Here is a 17,488-nt window from a genome sequence, read left to right as displayed (position 1 = left end):
CGGTACATTCGAGGCATGGATCTTCCCCCAGAGGACGCGAAGCTCGTGACGCTCGCCCGGACCTCGCGAGCCCGTCTCGACGTCGCCCAGGGGGCCGCCGTCCGCGACCTCGACGGCCGCACCTACGCCGCCGCGACGGTCAACCTCGACACCCTGACGATCTCGGCCGTCGATCTGGCCGTCGCCATGGCGGTGTCCTCGGGCGCCAAGGGCCTCGAGGCCGTCGCGCTCGTGACCGAGGGCGACGTGCCCGTCGGTCTGGACGCGGTCATCGAGTTCGGCGGCGTGGGCGTCACGGTCGTGGTCGCCGATCCGAAGGGCACGGTCGACACGGTGCTGACCACATGAGCACGCCCGAGGGATTCCGGTCCGGCTTCGCCTGCTTCGTCGGCCGGCCGAACGCGGGCAAGTCGACCCTGACGAACGCCCTGGTCGGCGGCAAGATCGCCATCACGTCGTCGCGCCCGCAGACCACGCGCCACGCCATCCGCGGGCTGGTCAACCGCGAGAACGCGCAGCTCGTCCTGGTGGACACCCCCGGCCTGCACAAGCCGCGCACCCTGCTGGGCCAGCGGCTCAACGACCTGGTCCGCACCACGTGGGCCGAGGTCGACACCGTCGGCATGTGCCTGCCCGCGAACGAGAAGATCGGCCCGGGCGACCGCTACCTGATCAAGGAGATCGCCGCGCTGCGCCGCAAGCCGGTGTTCGCGATCGCGACCAAGACCGACCTGGTGTCGCCGGAGCGGCTGATCCAGCACCTGTCCGACATCGCCGCGGCCGGCGAGGAGGCCGGACTGACGTGGCGCGAGGTCGTGCCGGTGTCCGCCGTCTCCGGCGAGCAGGTCGACCTGCTCGCCTCGCTGCTGATCGACACCCTGCCGCAGGGCCCGGCGCTGTACCCCGAGGGACAGCTGACCGACGAGCCCGAGGCCACCTTGATCGCCGAGATCATCCGCGAGGCGGCGCTCGAGGACGTCCGCGAGGAGCTGCCGCACTCGTTGGCCGTCGTCGTCGAGGAGGTCGTCCCGCGCGAGGACCGCCCGGCCGACCGGCCGCTGCTGGACGTGCGCGCCAACGTCTACGTCGAGCGCGACAGCCAGAAGGGCATCATCATCGGCAAGAAGGGCGCCCGGCTCAAGCAGATCGGGATCGACTCCCGCGGCCAGATCGAGCGGCTCCTCGGCACGCCGGTGCACCTGGACCTGCACGTCAAGGTGGCCAAGGACTGGCAGCGCGATCCCAAGCAGCTGCGCAAGCTCGGCTTCTGAACCCGGCCGGACTCAGCGCGGCGCGTGCTGCCGCAGGCGCTCGCTGATCCGGTCGAGCAGGGGCGAGTCGAGCTTCCAGCGCTGCCAGTACAGCGCGACCCGCGTCGTCGAACGCCCCAGCCGGGCCAGGGCGCCGGCCTCGATCCCGGCCGTCGCCTGGTCGCGAGGCAGCAGGCCCCAGCCCAGGCCGGCCTCGATCGCCGCCCGGAAGTCGTCCGAGGACGGCACCTCGTGCACGACCCGCGGGTCGGCGTCGGTGTGCCGCCGCAGCTCCTCGTGCTGCAGCCGGTCCTTGCTGTTGAACACGACCATCGGCAGGGCCGCCCGGTCTGGGCGTCCGCCAAACGGGTCCAGCAGGCGGGGGTGGGCGACGGGCAGGTAGTGCATCGTGCCCAGCGGCGTCACCGAGCAGCCCTGGACGGGCGCCGGGTCGCTCGTGATCGCGCCGACGACCTCGCCGCGGCGCAGCAGGTCGTGGCTGTGACCCTCGTCCTCGACCCGCAGCTTCAGTGCGACGTCGCCCCAGGCGGCGACCTCGGCCAGGACCGGACGGAACCACGTCGCGAGCGAGTCGGCGTTGACCGCCAAGGCCAGGTCGGTCGGTCCGTCGTCGGTCAGGGCCTCGGCGAAGACCAGCTCCAGCTGTCGACCGAGCCGGACGAGTGCGGTGCCGGCCTCGGTGGGCGTGCAGGGCGAGCCGCGGCCGACGAGCACGCGGCCGACGGCGTTCTCGAGGGCCCGGACGCGCTGGCTCACGGCGCTGGGCGTGATGTGCAGGCGCTGGGCCGCAGCCTCGAAGGAACCGTGATCGGCGATCGCGACGAGGGTGGCCAGCTGGGCGGGGGAGAGGTCCACCCGTCCAGTGAAGCATCTCTTCACGAACTTCAGAATGATTCGTTGGACTTCACCCGGGCCCGGGCCTAGCGTCGGACACGTGCTGCACGCTCTCGTCACCGGGATGGTGACCGGTCTGTCCCTCATCGTCGTCATCGGCGCCCAGAACGCCTTCGTCCTGCGCCAGGGGATTCGGCGGGCCCACGTCGTCCTCGTCGTCGCGATCTGCGCGACCTCGGACGTGGTCCTGATCCTGGCCGGTGTCGTCGGCATCGGGGCGATCGTCGACCGCGCGGGCTGGGTCATCGACGTCGTCACGTGGCTCGGCGTCGCCTTCCTGGTCTGGTACGGCATCGCGTCGATCCGGCGGGCGAGCCGCCCGGAGCGGCTGGAGGCCACCGGGCGCACCGTGGGCCTGCGCCGGGCGGTCGCGCTGCAGGCACTGGCGCTGACGTGGTTGAACCCGCACGTCTACCTCGACACCGTCGTCCTGCTCGGCTCGATCGCGCAGACCCACGGGCCCGTCGACCGCTGGTGGTTCGCGGCGGGCGCGTGTCTGGGCAGCGTGGTGTGGTTCTCGTGCCTGGGCCTGGGCGCCACGAAGCTGGCACCGCTGCTGGCTCGCCCGCGCGCCTGGCAGGTGCTGGACCTGCTGATCGGCGTCGTCATGTTCGTCATCGCCGCGAGCCTGATCTGGTGAGTTTTGTCCGGTTCTTGCACGATGGGGTCCGTGGACCCCGTCGAAGCACTGCGTGAGACCGCGTTCTGGCTCGAGCGAGAGCGAGCCTCCAGCTATCGCGTCGAGGCCTTCCGCAAGGCCGCCGCCGCCCTGGGCGACCTGCCGCCCGAGGAGATCTCCGAGCGGGCACGGACAGGCGCCCTCGGTCGGATGAAGGGGCTCGGTCCCCGCACCACCACGGTCGTCGAGCAGGCCCTCTCCGGCGAGGTCCCGGCCTATCTGTCAGACCTGCGTGAGCGGAACACCGAGCCGCTGGCCAGCGGCGGCACCGAGGTGCGGAAACTGTTGCGCGGCGACCTGCACAGCCACTCCGACTGGTCCGACGGCGGCAGCTCGATCGAGGAGATGGCCGGCGCGGCGGCCTGGCGTGGCCGCGAGTACCAGGCCATCACCGACCACTCACCGCGCCTGACCGTCGCCAACGGTCTCAGCCGCGAACGGCTGGAGGTGCAGCTGGAGGTCATCGCCGAGGTCGACGCCCGTCTCGACGACCTCACCTTGCTGACGGGGATCGAGGTCGACATCCACCTCGACGGCTCCCTGGACCAGGACGACGACCTGTTGGGCCGGCTCGACGTCGTGGTCGCCAGCGTCCACTCCAAGCTCGCGATGGACGCACCCTCCATGACCCGGCGCATGCTGGCCGCCGTGGCGAACCCGCACACCGACGTGCTGGGCCACTGCACGGGTCGCCTGGTCGAGGGCGGTCGCGGCACGCGTCGCCAGTCGCAGTTCGACGCCGAGGAGGTCTTCCGGGCCTGCGCCGATCACGGCGTGGCGGTCGAGATCAACTCGCGGCCCGAGCGCCAGGATCCGCCGGACGAGCTCATCGACCTCGCGAACGAGCTGGGCTGCCTGTTCGCGATCGACACCGACGCGCACGCGCCGGGGCAGCTGGACTTCCTCGACCACGGGGCGGCCCGGGCCGCCGCCCGGGACATCGACCCCGACCGGATCGTCACGACGTGGCCGCTCGACCGGCTGCGGACCTGGCTGGACCGCTCGCGCTGACCCTCAGTCCATCAGCAGCGCGGCCAGCGTGCCGCCCAGTTCGGTCGCCGCGGCCAGGTGCGGCTCCACGTCCCCGGTGAAGACCAGAGGGCCGGCCGCCGGCGTCCACTGCAGACCCGTCGTGATCGACTCCATGGCGCGCTCGGCGCCGGTCGTGTCGTAACCGCCCCGGATCCAGTACGAGAACGGCCGCTTGGCGGTGGGCTCGCGCACGTCGTCGTAGACGGTGTCGAAGAAGTGCTTGAGCGCGCCGGAGAGATAGCCCAGGTTCGCGCTCGTGCCCAGCAGATAGCCGTCGGCCGCGAGCACGTCCTCGACCGTTGCCTCGAGGGCGGGCCGCACGACGACCTCGACGCCTTCGATGGCGTCGTCGCGGGCCCCGGCCAGCACCGCGTCGCCGATCCGGGCCAGGCGCGGGGTCGGGCAGTGCTGGACGACGAGGAGGCGAGCCATGGCGTCACGGTACCGCCGGACTTTCTCGACGACGTGCCCGACGTTGCTCGGTGTGCCTACGATCAGCGCATGGACTTCGCCGCAGCAGCACAGTCCGTTCTCGACAACGTCGCCACGGTCATCGATGGCAAGCAGCACGCCATCGAGACAGCTCTCGTCGTGATGCTGGCCGAGGGACATCTGCTGATCGAGGACGTGCCCGGGGTGGGCAAGACGGCCCTCGCGCGTGCCCTGGCCCGCTCGGTCGACTGCTCCGTGCGCCGCATCCAGTTCACCCCCGACCTGCTGCCCTCGGACGTCACCGGAGTCTCGGTCTTCAACCAGGCGGTGTCCGAGTTCGAGTTCAAGCCCGGCTCTGTCTTCGCCAACATCGTGATCGGCGACGAGATCAACCGGGCCTCGCCCAAGACCCAGTCCGCGCTGCTCGAGGCGATGGAGGAGCGCCAGGTCTCGGTCGATGGCACGACGTACCCGCTGCCGGCGCCGTTCATGGTCGTGGCCACCCAGAACCCGTTCGAGATGGAGGGCACCTACCTGCTGCCCGAGGCCCAGCGCGACCGGTTCATGGCCCGGATCTCGCTGGGCTACCCCGACGCCGACGCCGAGCTGGCGATGCTGCGCGACCGCGACCTGAGCGATCCGGCCGCCCTGCTCCAGCCGGTCGTCATGGCCGACGACCTGCAGCAGATGATCATCCACGTCCGCGCGGTCCACGTCGCCGAGTCGGTCGAGCGCTACATCGTCGCGCTGGCTCGAGCCACCCGCGAGTCCGGCGACCTGCGGCTCGGCGCCAGCCCGCGCGCGACGCTGCAGCTGGTCCGTGCCGCCAAGGCCCTGGCGGCCCTGCGCGATCGCGAGTTCGTGCTGCCGGACGACGTCGCCGAGCTGGCCCCACTGGTCCTGGCCCACCGCCTGGTCCCCCTGCGCGGAGGCGGCTCGACCGATGAGGTCGTCGCGGACGTGCTGCGCCGGGTCCCGGTCTGACGATGTGGCTCACCGGTCGGTCCGTCGCCCTCATCGCCACCGCGGCGCTGAGTCTGTCGCTGGCGTTCCTGGCCGGGATCCCCGCCCTGCTCTACGTCACCGGCCTGTGCGCCGGGCTCGTGGTGGTGGCGCTGCTTCTGGCGGTGCTGGCCCGTCCCCGGCTTGAGGTCAGGCGCACGATCGAGCCCGCCATCGTCGAGCCCGACGAGCCGGTCGAGGTCGTGGTGGACCTGGCGGTGCGCTCGGGCGTCCCCGTCGTGACCGGCCGGTGGCGCGACCGGGTACCGAGCACCGTCCTGGGCACCGCCACCGGAACCGTCCCGGTCGCGCAGGGGTCTCGGGTCCGGATCGCTTACGACGTGCGCGGGCGACGCCGGGGCAGCCACGAGGTCGGTCCGTTCTCGGTGGTGGTCGGTGACGCCTTCGGCCTGGTCGAGCGATCGCTGAGTGCGGGGGAGCGCGACCGGTTCGTGGTCCTGCCCAGGCGCCGGGTCCTGGACGTCCGGGGTGGTCCGGCCGGCACCACGGAGGGGACGACCCGCCTGCGCGCGACCTCGGGCCTGGGCCAGGACGACGTCATCGCGCGGCCCTACCTGCCCGGCGATGCCCTCAAGCGGTGGCACTGGAAGGCCACGGCGCACCACGGCGAGCCCATGGTCCGCCAGGAGGAGTCGCAGATGCGGCCCACGATGCTGGTCGTCCTCGACGCGGATCCGCGGGTGCACGACCACGCGGGCTTCGAGTGGAGCGTCTCGGCGGCGGCCTCGGTCGTGGCGCACTACGGCGAGCGCGGCTTCGACGTCGACCTGGCCTGCGGCCCGTCCCTGGTCTCGCTGGAGTCCGGTCACGGGGTGCAGGACGCCCTCGTGACCCTGGCCCTGGCCGAGCCGGACACCGCGCCCCTGATCGTCCCGAGCCGCGAGCGCACCACCATCGTCCTGAGCGGAGCGCTCGACAGCGCGGCCGCCACCCGACTCGTCGCGGCGGTCCCGTCGCGCGACACGATCGCCTTCGTCGCCCGCTCCACCACGGCCGAGGCCCGCTCGGTGCTGGTCGCCGCCGGCTGGCACGTCGTCGTCCGCGACTCCGGCGACGACCTCGCCGCGACGTGGGAGACCGCGATGGGGGTGACCTCGCGATGAGTCGGTCACGCGTGGACGAGTTCGGCGACACGATCGTCGTCCTGGTGGCCTCGGCGGTGTTGCTGGCCGGATTCGCGCCGCTGCTGGACGGGTACCGCTGGGCGGTCACGGTGCTCGCGGTCCTGGTGCCGGTCGCAGCCGTCACGGCCCTCGTCCGGTTGCGCGCGCCCGCGTGGGGCACGCCGGTGGCGGCCCTGACCGGTGCGCTGATGCTGGTCTGGGTGTTCGTCCCGGGCACGACCGCCTTCGGCCTGCCGACCCCGCGGTCGTTCACCGCCCTGGGCGGCCTCCTGGGCCGATCGCGTTCGGTGATCCTCGAGGAGGTCGCGCCCATCGCGCCGCCGGACTCGATCGTGCTGCTGCTCGCGGCGACCTTCCTCGTCACGTTCGTCCTGGCCGACGCCGTCGCACGGCAGACGTGGCGCGTGCCGCTGCTGGGCCTGTTGTGGGCGACGATGCTGGTCGTCCCCAGTGTCATCTCGATGCAGATGCCGCAGTGGCCGGTGTTCCTGGGGGTGGCCGCGGCCTGGCTGTGGCTGTGGTGGTCGGAGTCGCCGCACGTCGGTCACCTGCCCACGCGCGCCGCCGCTCTCACCGGTGCCGGTGCGCTCCTGGTCGCGCTGGCCCTGCCCGTGCTCGGCCCGGACATCGAGCCCACCTCGAGTGACTTCGGCGTGACCGAGAGCGAGGTCTTCGGTGCGGGCATCAACCCGATGATCGAGCTCGGACAGAACCTGCGGCAGTCGAAGGCGCGGCGCGTGCTGACGTACACCTCCGACGCCGGCGAGGGGCAGTACCTCAAGGTCGCGACCCTGCGTCAGTTCACCGGCCGCACGTGGGGTCCGAGCCCTGTGCTGGGCGACGCCGACATCGAGGGGATCGACGACCTGGCCGAGGACGTCGAGACCCGCGAGATCTCGACGCGGGTCCGCATCGACAGCCTCCGCTCGAACCTGCTGCCGGTGCCGTACCCGGCCACGCGGGTGCGCGGGCTCGAGGGCCAGTGGCGGTGGCTCCGCGACGGCAGCACCGTCCGCGGCGAGGGCCGCACGAACACCGAGGACCAGCGGTACACGGTCAGCAGCGTCGACCGCCAGCCGACGGCCGAGCAGGTCCGGGCGGCGGGTCCGGCCGGACCGAGCCTGGACGTCTACCGCACCCTGCCGCGGGCGGTGCCCGACACCGTCGACCGTCTCGCGCGGGCGAGGTCAGCGAACGCACGCACCGACTACGACCGGATGGTCGCATTGCAGGACTGGCTCCGTGGGGACTTCTCGTACTCGGTGGAGTCTCCCGTCGAGGACGGGTACGACGGCAACGGCCTGGACGTGATGGAGGAGTTCCTGCGCAAGAAGTCGGGCTACTGCGTCCACTTCGCCTCCACGCTGGCCGTCATGGGCCGCGTCGTCGGCGTGCCGACGCGGGTCGCGGTGGGCTACGCCCCGGGTGACAACCTGCTGAGTCGCACGACCGAGGGCACGACCTACGGCGTCGACTCCGACGACCTGCACGCGTGGACCGAGGCGTACTTCCCCGGCATCGGCTGGATCGGGTTCGACGCCACCCCGGGCATCGGTGACGCGACCGAGTTCGCCGAGGAGGCCCAGCCGCAGGACGCGCCGGGCTCGGACGCCGAGGTGCCCGAGAGCAGCGGCGGCTCGGAGCAGAGCCTCGATCCGGGTGACGACGACACCACGGCACAGGCCGAGGAGGCGCCGGCGGCCTCGTGGAGGCCGGCGCTCGTGGCGATCGTGGTGCTGGCCGTCCTGGGCGCCGTGCCCGCCGTCGTCCGCCAGGTGCGCCGGCGCCGCCGCTGGACCGCCGGGCAGTCGGCCAGCGAGCCGCTGTGGAGCGAGATCGCCGACACGGCGCGCGATCTGGGCATCGACCCCGACCCGGCCGAGACGCCGCGCGGGTTCGCCCGCCGGTTGGGCACGTACGGGGTGGACGTGACGGCCATGGACCGGGTCGTGAGCGCGGTCGAGCAGGACCGCTACGCCGGCACCGTCACGACGAGGTCGCACGTGGGGGAGGCGCAGCAGGTCGTCGAGTCGCTGCAGGCGTCCCGCGGGCGCCGGGCCCGGTGGCTGGCCCGGATCGCCCCGCGGTCGCTGCTGCGCTGAGTCAGTCCCAGACGGACAGGTCGGGCCCGCGGGGCACGATCTGCGTGGGGTTGATGTCGGTCTGCACGACGTAGTAGTGCTGCTTGATCTGCTCGAAGTCGGTGTTCTGGCCGAACGCCGGCTGGTGGTACAGGTCGCGGGCGTAGCGCCACAGGTTCGGCAGGTCGATCAGCTGGTTCCGATTGCACTTGAAGTGGCCGTGGTAGACCGCGTCGAAGCGCGCGAGGGTCGTGAAGAGGCGGACGTCGGCCTCGGTGATCTGCTCGCCCATGAGGTAGCGGCGGTCGGCCAGCCGCTCCTCGAGCCAGTCCATCGCCGTCCACAGCCGCTCGTAGGCGGCGTCGTAGGCCTCCTGGGAGCCGGCGAACCCGCAGCGGTAGACGCCGTTGTTGACCTCGGTGAAGACGCGCAGCATCACGTCCTCCATCTCGTCGCGGACGTCGGCGGGCCACAGGTCCGGGGCGTCCGGGGCGTGCAGGTCGCGCCACTCGAAGAACAGGTCGTGGGTGATCCAGGGGAAGTCGTTCGTGACGACCGCGCCGGTGGCGACCTCGACGATCGCCGGGACCGTGATGCCGCGCGGGTAGTCGGGGTAGCGGGCGAAGTACGCGTCCTGCAGCCGCTCGATGCCCAGCACCGGGTCGACACCGCCGGGGTCGAGGTCGAACGTCCAGCTGCGGGCGTCGTGCGTGGGTCCTGGCAGGCCGACGCTGATGGCGTCCTGCAGACCCAGCAGGTCCCGCACGATGAGCGCGCGGGTCGCCCACGGGCAGGCCTTGGCGGCGATGAGGCGGTAGCGGCCGGGCTCGACGGGCCAGGTGGGCGCGTCGGCGACGGGCGGCTTGCCGGTGCCGGCCCGGTCGTCGACCGGCGCTCCGCCCGTGCGGGTGATCCGGTCGGGGATGTAGTTCATGTCGCGGTCGAAGGCGGCGCCGGCCTTGACGTACGAACCGGACGTGGAGAGGGGGGAGTCGTCGGCCATGCTTCGACCCTAGCCACCGAGCCCGGACCGCGCCCCGAACGCCGGTGATACGCTGACGCCATCATGCGGATCGTGAATCTTCTCGAGTCGAGCCTGCTCCGCGGGCTCCTTCGTCGCCGCGCCGAGGTCCACTGAAGGTCGGACCCCTCGGCGCGGAGTTCGGCGTTTCCGACCGCTGACCACCGCTCGACGTCGAGCCCCCGAGGAAAGATCCTTCCGTGAAGAACAACCCCGTCTCGCCCCAGCAGCCCTCACCGATGCCGTTCGGGCGCTACCAGCCGTTCACTCCCGTCGACCTGCCGGACCGCACGTGGCCGAGCCAGCAGATCACCCAGGCGCCCCGGTGGCTCTCCACCGACCTGCGCGACGGCAACCAGGCCCTGATCGACCCGATGACCCCCGCCCGCAAGCGCCGCATGTTCGACCTGCTCGTGCGCATGGGCTACAAGGAGATCGAGGTCGGCTTCCCGTCGGCCAGCCAGACCGACTTCGACTTCGTCCGCTCGCTGATCGAGGGCGACGCGGTGCCCGAGGACGTCACGATCTCGGTCCTGACCCAGGCCCGCGAGGACCTGATCGAGCGCACCGTCGAGTCGCTGGTCGGGGTGCCGCGTGCCAACGTCCACCTGTACAACGCCGTCGCGCCGCTGTTCCGCCGCGTCGTGTTCGACGTGAACCGTGACGAGTGCCGCGCCATCGCCACGCGCGGCACCGAGCTGGTGATGAAGTACGCCGAGCAGCTGCTGGGCGACACCGCGTTCGGCTACCAGTACAGCCCCGAGATCTTCACCTCCGCCGAGCTGGACTTCAGCCTCGAGGTCTGCGAGGCCGTCATGGACGTGTGGCAGCCCGAGGGCGACCGCGAGATCATCCTCAACCTGCCCGCCACCGTGGAGATGGCCACCCCGAACACGTACGCCGACCAGATCGAGTGGTTCGGTCGCAACATCAGCCGCCGGGACGCGGTCGCGATCTCGCTGCACCCGCACAACGACCGGGGCACGGCCGTCGCCGCCACCGAGCTGGCGATGATGGCCGGCGCCGACCGCGTCGAGGGCTGCCTGTTCGGCCACGGCGAGCGCACCGGCAACGTCGACCTGGTCACGCTGGGCATGAACCTGTTCAGCCAGGGGATCGACCCGCAGATCGACTTCTCCGACATCGACGAGGTCCGTCGCACGGTCGAGTACTGCACCAACCTGCCCGTGCACCCGCGCCACCCGTACGCCGGCGACCTGGTCTACACGGCGTTCAGCGGCTCGCACCAGGACGCGATCAAGAAGGGTCTGGAGGACCTCGACCGCCGCGCCGCCGAGCAGGGCGTGCCGGTCTCGGAGATGACCTGGGAGGCGCCCTACCTGCCGATCGACCCGCACGACGTGGGCCGCACGTACGAGGCCGTCATCCGCGTCAACAGCCAGTCCGGCAAGGGCGGGGTCGCGTACATCATGAAGTCCGAGCACCAGCTGGACCTGCCGCGCCGCCTGCAGATCGAGTTCAGCCGCGCCATCCAGTCGATGAGCGAGGGTGAGGCCGGCGAGATCCAGCCCGAGGAGATCTGGGGCGCGTTCACGCGCGAGTACCTGGAGCGCGACGAGCCGTACGCGCTGACGCGGTACAGCTCGGTCACGAGTGAGGACGGCAACGACGAGCAGGTCGTCGACCTCGTCGTCCGCGGCGAGGAGCGCTCCTTCAAGGGCGAGGGCAACGGGCCCGTGGCGGCGTTCGTCGACGGCATGCGCCAGGCCGGCGCCGACATCCGGGTGCTGGACTACAGCGAGCACGCCCTCAGCTCCGGCGGCGACGCGAAGGCCGCCGCGTACGTCGAGTGCGAGATCGCCGGCGAGGTCGTGTGGGGCGTGGGCATCCACGAGAACATCGTCACCGCCTCGCTGCACGCCGTCGTGTGCGCCGCGAACCGGGCCGAGGCCACCACGATCCCCACCCACTGAGTCCCGACGGACCACCGGCCCGCCAGCAGCGCTGGCGGGCCGGTGGTCTGTCCACGGGGCAGGTCACTTGATGGTGCCGGTGCCCTCGCCCTCGATGCCCTTGTCGTGGATCAGCTCACCCTCGGCGTCCACCGGGACGACGCGCGCCTTGAAGGTGATCTTCGAGCCCGCCTGGTGGTGGAAGTTCTCGCCGTAGGAGTACTGCTGGCCCGCGCCGAGCGTGTAGACGCCCGACTCCTGGAATCCGCCGGGCTTGATGGCGGCGCTGTTGATGCCCTGCGCCTCGTAGAGCGCGAAGTCGGTGATGCCGCCCATGCCCTGGGCGTACTGCCAGTCCTCGTAGCGCGGCGAGATGCTGACCAGGGACGCGCCCAGGTCGACGGCGTCGCCCTTGTTGGTGACGACGTAGTTGACGAACACGATCGGGTCGCCCTTGGCGATCAGCGGCTTGTTCGTCTTGGGGTCGACCCACATGCCCTGCTTGGGCGCCGGCGCGGTGCCGACCTGGTAGACGTCGACCGTGATGTCGCCGGCCTCGAAGCTCGAGATCTTGTCGCCCTTCGTGACCACCGGGTTCGCCCAGTCGGGCTGGTCGCCCGACGCGGCCTCGGCGTCGGCGGACGCGGAGGGCTCCTGGGACGGCGCCTCGGACGCGGCGGAGGTCGTCTCCTCCTGGGCGGGCTCGTCGTCGGAGCCGCCGCAGGCGCTCAGCGTGAGCAGTGCGGTGGTGGCGGCGGCGGCGAAGGCGGCCTTGATCGGTCGAGCGGTGTGCACGGTATTTCCCCCTGTGAATGTTGGTGACAGTGTGTCTCAAGTTACCCGTGGTGCACCGAAATTGCCTCCGTTTTGCTGTGGCGCACGCCACATCGAGGGCCGGGGACGAGGGCCGGTCAGTCCAGCCGCAGTGCGTCGGTCACCGCGCGCAGCAGGGGGCGGTCGCGCTCGCCCGAGCGGACGACGGCGCGGATCTCACGGCCCAGGCGCCCGCCCGCGGGCACGGCGACGTGCAGGCCGGGCCGGTCGACGTCGATCGCCAGCCGCGGGAGCATCGTCACGCCCTGCCCGGCGGCGACGGCCTGCGACAGCAGCTGCAGGTCGTCGGTCTCCCAGCGCACCTGCGGCTCGAATCCCGCCTGACGGCAGGCATAGCGGACAGCCTGTCCGCACGCGGCCTCCGCGGGCGGCATGACCCAGCGCTCGTCCGCGAGGTCGGCCAGCGTGGTGCCCGCCGCGAACGGCTCGCGGCCGATCAGCACGAGGGGCTCGCGGTGGACGGTGGTGGCCGTGACTCGCGACGGGAGCGCCATGGGGGCGTGCTCGTAGACGTCGACGAGAGCCAGCTCGATGCGACCCTCGTGCAGGGCGGCCAGGCTGGACTGGGGCTCGGCCACCGTGACGGTCGTGTCGATGCCCGGGTGCTCGGTGCCGAGCCGGGCGAGCGCGGGCAGGATGAGGGCCTGCGCCGCCGAGGCGATGGTCCCGATGCGCACCCGGCCGACGAGCAGGTCGTCGAACCCGTCGATGTCGCCGCGCGCGGCCTCCAGCAGGCGGACCAGGGCACGGCCGCGCTCGGCCAGGACCTCGCCGGCGGCCGTCAGTGCCACGCCGCGGGGGAGTCGTTCGAGCAGGGGCACGCCGCACTCGCGCTCGAGGGTCGTGAGTTGCTGCGAGACCGCCGACGCGGTGATCGCGTTCGACCTCGCGGCACCGGCGATGGACCCGTGGTGGGCCACGTCGACCAGCAGCCGCAGGCGCGTCGGATCGGGCAGGTCCTTCACGACGAGACCTCCTTGAGGCATAAGCACAACTTATGGTGGACAGTGTGCCCCATCAGGCAGGACGATGGAACCGTGATGATCGAGAGCGTCGCCGTGTTCGGCCTGGGCAAGGTGGGGGAGCTGGTCGCGCACCTGCTCGCCCGCGCGGGTTTCGAGGTCGTGGGATTCGACTCCCGCGAGCGTGAGATCCCGTCGTTGCGGACCAGCGTGCTGGACGTGACCGACGCGGACGCCCTGCGCGAGTCCCTCGGCCGGGTCGACGCGGTCGTGTCGTGCCTGCCGTACCACCTGAACATCGCCGTGGCCGAGGCCGCGCACGACACCGGCGCGCACTACTTCGACCTCACCGAGGACGTCCCGACCACGAACCGCGTCATCGAGCTGGCGAAGGACCGGGCCGAGAGCGCCTTCGTGCCGCAGTGCGGACTGGCGCCCGGACTCATCGGGATCGTCGGTGCCAGCCTGGCGGCGACGTTCGACTCGATCCGCAGCATCGAGCTCAAGGTCGGCGCACTGCCGCAGAACCCCACCGGGCTGCTGGGCTACTCCTTCAACTGGTCGGCCGAGGGCGTCGTCAACGAGTACCTCAACGACTGCGAGGTCGTGCGCGCCGGCGAGCGGCGGATGGTCCCGGCCATGACCGAGACCGAGCGCGTCCTCATCGGTGGCATCGAGCTCGAGGCGGCGCTGACGTCCGGCGGCCTGGGCACGATGTGCCAGACCTACGAGGGCCGCGTCCAGCGCCTCGACTACAAGACGATGCGGTACCCGGGCCACTTCCGCCAGATGCAGTTCCTGTTCGAGGAGCTGAACCTGCGGGACGAGCGCGAGCTGGTGGGCCGGATCCTCGTCGACGCGAAGCCGCCGGTCAACGACGACGTCGTCTACCTGCACGCCGCCGTCGAGGGGGTCTGCGAGGGTCAGCCGTTCCGTCGCAACCACGTCCGGACGTACCGGCCGATCGACATCGACGGCCAGACGTGGCGAGCGATCAGCTGGACCACCGCGGCCAGCGCGGTCGCCGTCGTCGAGCTCGTGGCGGGTGGCCGGCTCCCCGCGAGTGGCTTCGTCCGCCAGGAGGACATCTCGCTGGACGACCTGCTGGGCACCCACTCCGGCCGACTCTTCGAGACCCATGGAAAGGTCGATGCATGAGCATCACTGAGCACGTCACCGAGATCTTCGAGCGGATCGGCGCCCCGGTCGGGTTCAGTGCCGACGGCGAGATCGTCTGCCGCACGCCGATCGACGGCTCCGAGCTGGGCCGGCTGACCGCTGACACCGCTGCCTCCGTCGCCGACAAGGTGGGGGCGGCGCAGGCCGCCTTCGAGCAGTGGCGCACCGTGCCCGCGCCGGCGCGCGGCGCGTTCGTCCGCGAGCTGGGTGAGCTGCTGCGTGAGCACAAGGACGATCTCGGCGCCCTCGTCACGATCGAGGCGGGCAAGATCGTCTCGGAGGGCCAGGGCGAGGTCCAGGAGATGATCGACATCTGCGACCTCGCGGTCGGACTGTCGCGCCAGCTGCACGGTCTCACGATCGCCAGCGAGCGTCCCGGCCACCGCATGATGGAGCAGTGGCACCCGCTGGGGGTCGTGGGCGTCATCAGCGCGTTCAACTTCCCGGTCGCCGTGTGGTCGTGGAACGCCGCGCTGGCGTTCGTGTGCGGCGACAGCGTCGTGTGGAAGCCGTCCGAGAAGACGGTGCTGACGGCTCTCGCGTGCCAGGCGATCGCCGCCGAGGCCGCACGCCGCACGGGCGCGCCCGAGGACCTGCTCCAGGTCGTCGTGGGTGCCCGCGAGGTCGGCGAGGCCCTGGTCGACGACCCGCGCGTGCCGCTCGTCTCGGCGACCGGATCGACCCGCATGGGCAAGGAGGTCGCGCCGCGCGTCGCCGCCCGACTCGGCCGGACCCTGCTGGAGCTCGGTGGCAACAACGCGGCGATCATCGCGCCCAGCGCCGACCTGGACCTGGCCGTCCGCGGCATCGTGTTCTCCGCCGTCGGCACCGCCGGACAGCGCTGCACGTCGTTGCGCCGCGTCATCGTCCACGAGTCGATCAAGGACGACCTCGTCGCCCGCCTCGTGGCGGCCTACGAGACGCTGCCGATCGGCTCGCCCCTGGACGGCGGCACGCTCGTGGGCCCGCTGATCGACGCCTCCGCGGCGTCGGGCTTCGAGAAGGCGATCGACCAGGCCCGTTCGGACGGCGGCACGGTCCTGACCGGTGGCACGCAGGCCGACGGGGTCGAGGGCGGCCACTACGTGCACCCGGCGATCATCGACATGCCCGCCCAGACCGACATCGTCAGGGCCGAGACCTTCGCGCCCGTGCTGTACGTGCTGACCTACCGCGACCTCGACGAGGCCATCGCGCTGCACAACGGCGTCGCCCAGGGCCTGTCCAGCGCGATCTTCACGATGGACGTCCGCGAGGCCGAGCTGTTCGTCTCGGCGACCGGCTCGGACTGTGGCATCGCCAACGTCAACATCGGCACCTCGGGTGCTGAGATCGGCGGCGCCTTCGGTGGCGAGAAGGAGACCGGTGGCGGGCGCGAGTCCGGCTCGGACGCGTGGCGCAACTACATGCGCCGGGCGACCAACACGATCAACTACTCGACCGAGCTGCCGCTGGCCCAGGGCGTCGACTTCGGCTGACCCCGGCGGGGTGCCGTCCCGAGAAGGGACGGTGCGCTGGGGCAGAATGGGACGGTGGGCACCTATCGCGACACCGGTGTCGTCCTGCGCACCCAGAAGCTGGGCGAGGCCGACCGCATCGTCACGATGCTCACGCGCGGCCGCGGGGTCGTCCGGGCCGTGGGCCGGGGCGTCCGCAAGACGTCCAGTCGCTTCGGTGGCCGGCTCGAGCCCTTCATGCACGTCGACGTCCAGTTCGTCGAGGGACGCACGCTCGACATCGTGGCCCAGGTCGTCACGATCGATCCCTTCGCCTCCCACCTCGGCGAGGACTACGGCGCGTACACCGCCGGCACCGCCATGCTCGAGACGGCCGAGCGGCTCGTCTCCGACACGGCCGAGCCTTCGGTGCCCCAGTACCAGCTGCTCGTCGGCGCCCTGCGCGCCCTGACCGAGCACCGCCAGCCCCCGGGCGTCCTGCTGGACTCCTTCCAGCTGCGCTCGCTGGCGATCGCCGGCTACGCCCCCTCGTTCGACGGGTGCGCCCGGTGCGGGCTGGAGGGGCCGCACCGCCACTTCCACGCCGGCTCGGGCGGGATGCTGTGCGACGCCTGCCGCGTGCCCGGTTCCTCCGTCCCGGCGGCCACGACGGTCGCCCTGCTGGCGGCCCTGCTCGTGGGTGACTGGAACTCGGTCGCCCTGGCCGACGACCGCACCCGGCGCGAGGCCGGCAGCATCGTCGCCAACTACCTGTCCTGGCACCTCGAGCGCGGACTGCGCTCCCTGGCTCACGTGGATCGCTGATGCCCCGACTCCCCACACCGCACCCCTCGGGTGCCACCGCCCCACGCCTCGCCCCCGAGCAGGTGCCCCAGCACGTCGCGATCGTCATGGACGGCAACGGCCGGTGGGCCAAGGAGCGCGGACTGCCGCGCACCGAGGGCCACAAGGCCGGCGAGGCCGCCCTGTTCGACGTCGTCGAGGGCGCCATCGAGGTGGGCGTCAAGGCCGTCAGTGCCTACGCCTTCAGCACCGAGAACTGGAAGCGATCGCCCGAAGAGGTGAAGTTCCTCATGGGCTTCAACCGCGACGTCATCCGCCGGCGCCGCGACGAGATGCACGAGCTGGGCGTCCGGGTCCGCTGGGCGGGCCGCCGGCCGCGGCTGTGGCGCAGCGTCATCCGCGAGCTCGAGGCCGCCGAGGAGCTGACGAAGGACAACACCGTCTGCACCCTGACGATGTGCGTCAACTACGGCGGCCGCGCCGAGATCGCGGACGCGGCGGCCGCCCTGGCGCGCGACGTGAAGGCCGGCCGCGTCAACCCCGACAAGATCACCGAGGCCACGTTCGCGCGGTACCTCGACGAGCCGTGGATGCCCGACGTCGACCTGTTCTGGCGCACCTCGGGCGAGCAGCGCACCAGCAACTTCCTGCCGTGGCAGTCGGCCTACGCCGAGCTCGTCTTCAGCGACATCGCCTGGCCCGACGTCGACCGGCGTGCCCTCTGGGCGGCCGTCGAGGAGTACGCCACCCGCCAGCGGCGCTACGGCTCGGCCTGAGCCGACATCGTCCAGCGGATCCCGGTT

At 71.7% G+C, this 17,488-nt stretch carries 17 protein-coding genes; 12 read left to right on the top strand and 5 right to left on the bottom strand.

The window, feature by feature from the left end:
- Nucleotides 1-15 precede the first annotated feature (15 nt).
- Nucleotides 16-348, top strand: coding sequence for a cytidine deaminase (locus GL325_RS04845; protein ID WP_154595428.1), 333 nt, complete (start codon nucleotides 16-18; stop codon nucleotides 346-348).
- The gene (gene era / locus GL325_RS04840; protein ID WP_154595427.1) at nucleotides 345-1,271 is read left to right on the top strand and encodes a GTPase Era; all 927 of its coding nucleotides are present in this window, start codon (nucleotides 345-347) and stop codon (nucleotides 1,269-1,271) included. Before GL325_RS04845 ends, era begins: the two co-directional genes overlap by 4 nt.
- 12 nt (nucleotides 1,272-1,283) lie before the next feature.
- Here the strand turns inward: era and GL325_RS04835 are convergent, their stop codons facing one another.
- Nucleotides 1,284-2,126, bottom strand: a complete 843-nt coding sequence (locus tag GL325_RS04835; RefSeq protein WP_255955585.1) for a LysR family transcriptional regulator ArgP — start codon at nucleotides 2,124-2,126, stop codon at nucleotides 1,284-1,286.
- A 79-nt stretch (nucleotides 2,127-2,205) separates the two neighbouring features.
- Here GL325_RS04835 and GL325_RS04830 point away from each other — a divergent pair, with 79 nt between their 5' ends.
- Both GL325_RS04830 and GL325_RS04825 read left to right on the top strand, forming a co-directional pair.
- Nucleotides 2,206-2,805, top strand: coding sequence for a LysE/ArgO family amino acid transporter (locus tag GL325_RS04830; protein WP_222865858.1), 600 nt, complete (start codon nucleotides 2,206-2,208; stop codon nucleotides 2,803-2,805).
- Between the two features lie 21 nt (nucleotides 2,806-2,826).
- The gene (locus GL325_RS04825) at nucleotides 2,827-3,855 is read left to right on the top strand and encodes a PHP domain-containing protein (RefSeq protein WP_223110962.1); all 1,029 of its coding nucleotides are present in this window, start codon (nucleotides 2,827-2,829) and stop codon (nucleotides 3,853-3,855) included.
- 3 nt (nucleotides 3,856-3,858) lie between these two features.
- On the opposite strand, the gene GL325_RS04820 is transcribed toward GL325_RS04825, so the two are convergent.
- Complete coding sequence (locus tag GL325_RS04820) at nucleotides 3,859-4,308, bottom strand: flavodoxin family protein (RefSeq protein WP_187768764.1); 450 nt, start codon at nucleotides 4,306-4,308, stop codon at nucleotides 3,859-3,861.
- A 69-nt stretch (nucleotides 4,309-4,377) separates the two neighbouring features.
- On the opposite strand from GL325_RS04820, the gene GL325_RS04815 reads away from it, so the two are divergent.
- The 3 genes from GL325_RS04815 to GL325_RS04805 are packed head-to-tail and all read left to right on the top strand — an operon-like array spanning nucleotide 4,378 to nucleotide 8,557.
- Nucleotides 4,378-5,292, top strand: a complete 915-nt coding sequence (locus tag GL325_RS04815; protein ID WP_154595422.1) for a MoxR family ATPase — start codon at nucleotides 4,378-4,380, stop codon at nucleotides 5,290-5,292.
- A gap of 2 nt (nucleotides 5,293-5,294) precedes the next feature.
- Nucleotides 5,295-6,434, top strand: a complete 1,140-nt coding sequence (locus tag GL325_RS04810) for a DUF58 domain-containing protein (RefSeq protein ID WP_187768763.1) — start codon at nucleotides 5,295-5,297, stop codon at nucleotides 6,432-6,434.
- The gene (locus tag GL325_RS04805) at nucleotides 6,431-8,557 is read left to right on the top strand and encodes a DUF3488 and transglutaminase-like domain-containing protein (RefSeq protein ID WP_187768762.1); all 2,127 of its coding nucleotides are present in this window, start codon (nucleotides 6,431-6,433) and stop codon (nucleotides 8,555-8,557) included. The genes GL325_RS04810 and GL325_RS04805 overlap by 4 nt, the downstream gene beginning before the upstream one ends.
- Before the next feature lies 1 nt (nucleotide 8,558).
- On the opposite strand, the gene GL325_RS04800 is transcribed toward GL325_RS04805, so the two are convergent.
- Nucleotides 8,559-9,539 (bottom strand): glutathione S-transferase C-terminal domain-containing protein, encoded by a 981-nt coding sequence (locus GL325_RS04800; RefSeq protein WP_154595419.1) that lies wholly within the window; start codon nucleotides 9,537-9,539, stop codon nucleotides 8,559-8,561.
- A gap of 257 nt (nucleotides 9,540-9,796) precedes the next feature.
- On the opposite strand from GL325_RS04800, the gene leuA reads away from it, so the two are divergent.
- Complete coding sequence (gene leuA, locus GL325_RS04795; RefSeq protein WP_154596263.1) at nucleotides 9,797-11,491, top strand: 2-isopropylmalate synthase; 1,695 nt, start codon at nucleotides 9,797-9,799, stop codon at nucleotides 11,489-11,491.
- Between the two features lie 63 nt (nucleotides 11,492-11,554).
- Here leuA and GL325_RS04790 read toward each other — a convergent pair whose 3' ends face one another.
- Together GL325_RS04790 and GL325_RS04785 are read right to left on the bottom strand one after the other, a co-directional pair.
- Nucleotides 11,555-12,265 (bottom strand): hypothetical protein, encoded by a 711-nt coding sequence (locus tag GL325_RS04790; protein WP_187768761.1) that lies wholly within the window; start codon nucleotides 12,263-12,265, stop codon nucleotides 11,555-11,557.
- 116 nt (nucleotides 12,266-12,381) lie between these two features.
- The gene (locus tag GL325_RS04785; RefSeq protein ID WP_187768760.1) at nucleotides 12,382-13,290 is read right to left on the bottom strand and encodes a LysR family transcriptional regulator; all 909 of its coding nucleotides are present in this window, start codon (nucleotides 13,288-13,290) and stop codon (nucleotides 12,382-12,384) included.
- Nucleotides 13,291-13,344: 54 nt separating this feature from the next.
- On the opposite strand from GL325_RS04785, the gene GL325_RS04780 reads away from it, so the two are divergent.
- From GL325_RS04780 to GL325_RS04765, 4 genes are read left to right on the top strand one after another with little or no spacing between them, the layout of a single operon-like run.
- Nucleotides 13,345-14,424 (top strand): saccharopine dehydrogenase family protein, encoded by a 1,080-nt coding sequence (locus GL325_RS04780; protein ID WP_187769027.1) that lies wholly within the window; start codon nucleotides 13,345-13,347, stop codon nucleotides 14,422-14,424.
- On the top strand, nucleotides 14,421-15,923 hold the full coding sequence (locus GL325_RS04775) for an aldehyde dehydrogenase family protein (protein ID WP_187768759.1): 1,503 nt from the start codon (nucleotides 14,421-14,423) through the stop codon (nucleotides 15,921-15,923). The genes GL325_RS04780 and GL325_RS04775 overlap by 4 nt, the downstream gene beginning before the upstream one ends.
- 54 nt (nucleotides 15,924-15,977) lie before the next feature.
- Nucleotides 15,978-16,706 (top strand): DNA repair protein RecO, encoded by a 729-nt coding sequence (recO, locus tag GL325_RS04770; RefSeq protein WP_187411812.1) that lies wholly within the window; start codon nucleotides 15,978-15,980, stop codon nucleotides 16,704-16,706.
- On the top strand, nucleotides 16,706-17,461 hold the full coding sequence (locus GL325_RS04765; protein ID WP_187768758.1) for an isoprenyl transferase: 756 nt from the start codon (nucleotides 16,706-16,708) through the stop codon (nucleotides 17,459-17,461). Before recO ends, GL325_RS04765 begins: the two co-directional genes overlap by 1 nt.
- Nucleotides 17,462-17,488: the final 27 nt, after the last annotated feature.

The organism is Aeromicrobium sp. 636, from assembly GCF_024433585.1.
GTDB classification, from domain to species: domain Bacteria; phylum Actinomycetota; class Actinomycetes; order Propionibacteriales; family Nocardioidaceae; genus Aeromicrobium; species Aeromicrobium senzhongii.
Note: the sequence above shows the minus strand (reverse complement) of the source record. Positions and strands in the feature narration are given on the sequence as shown.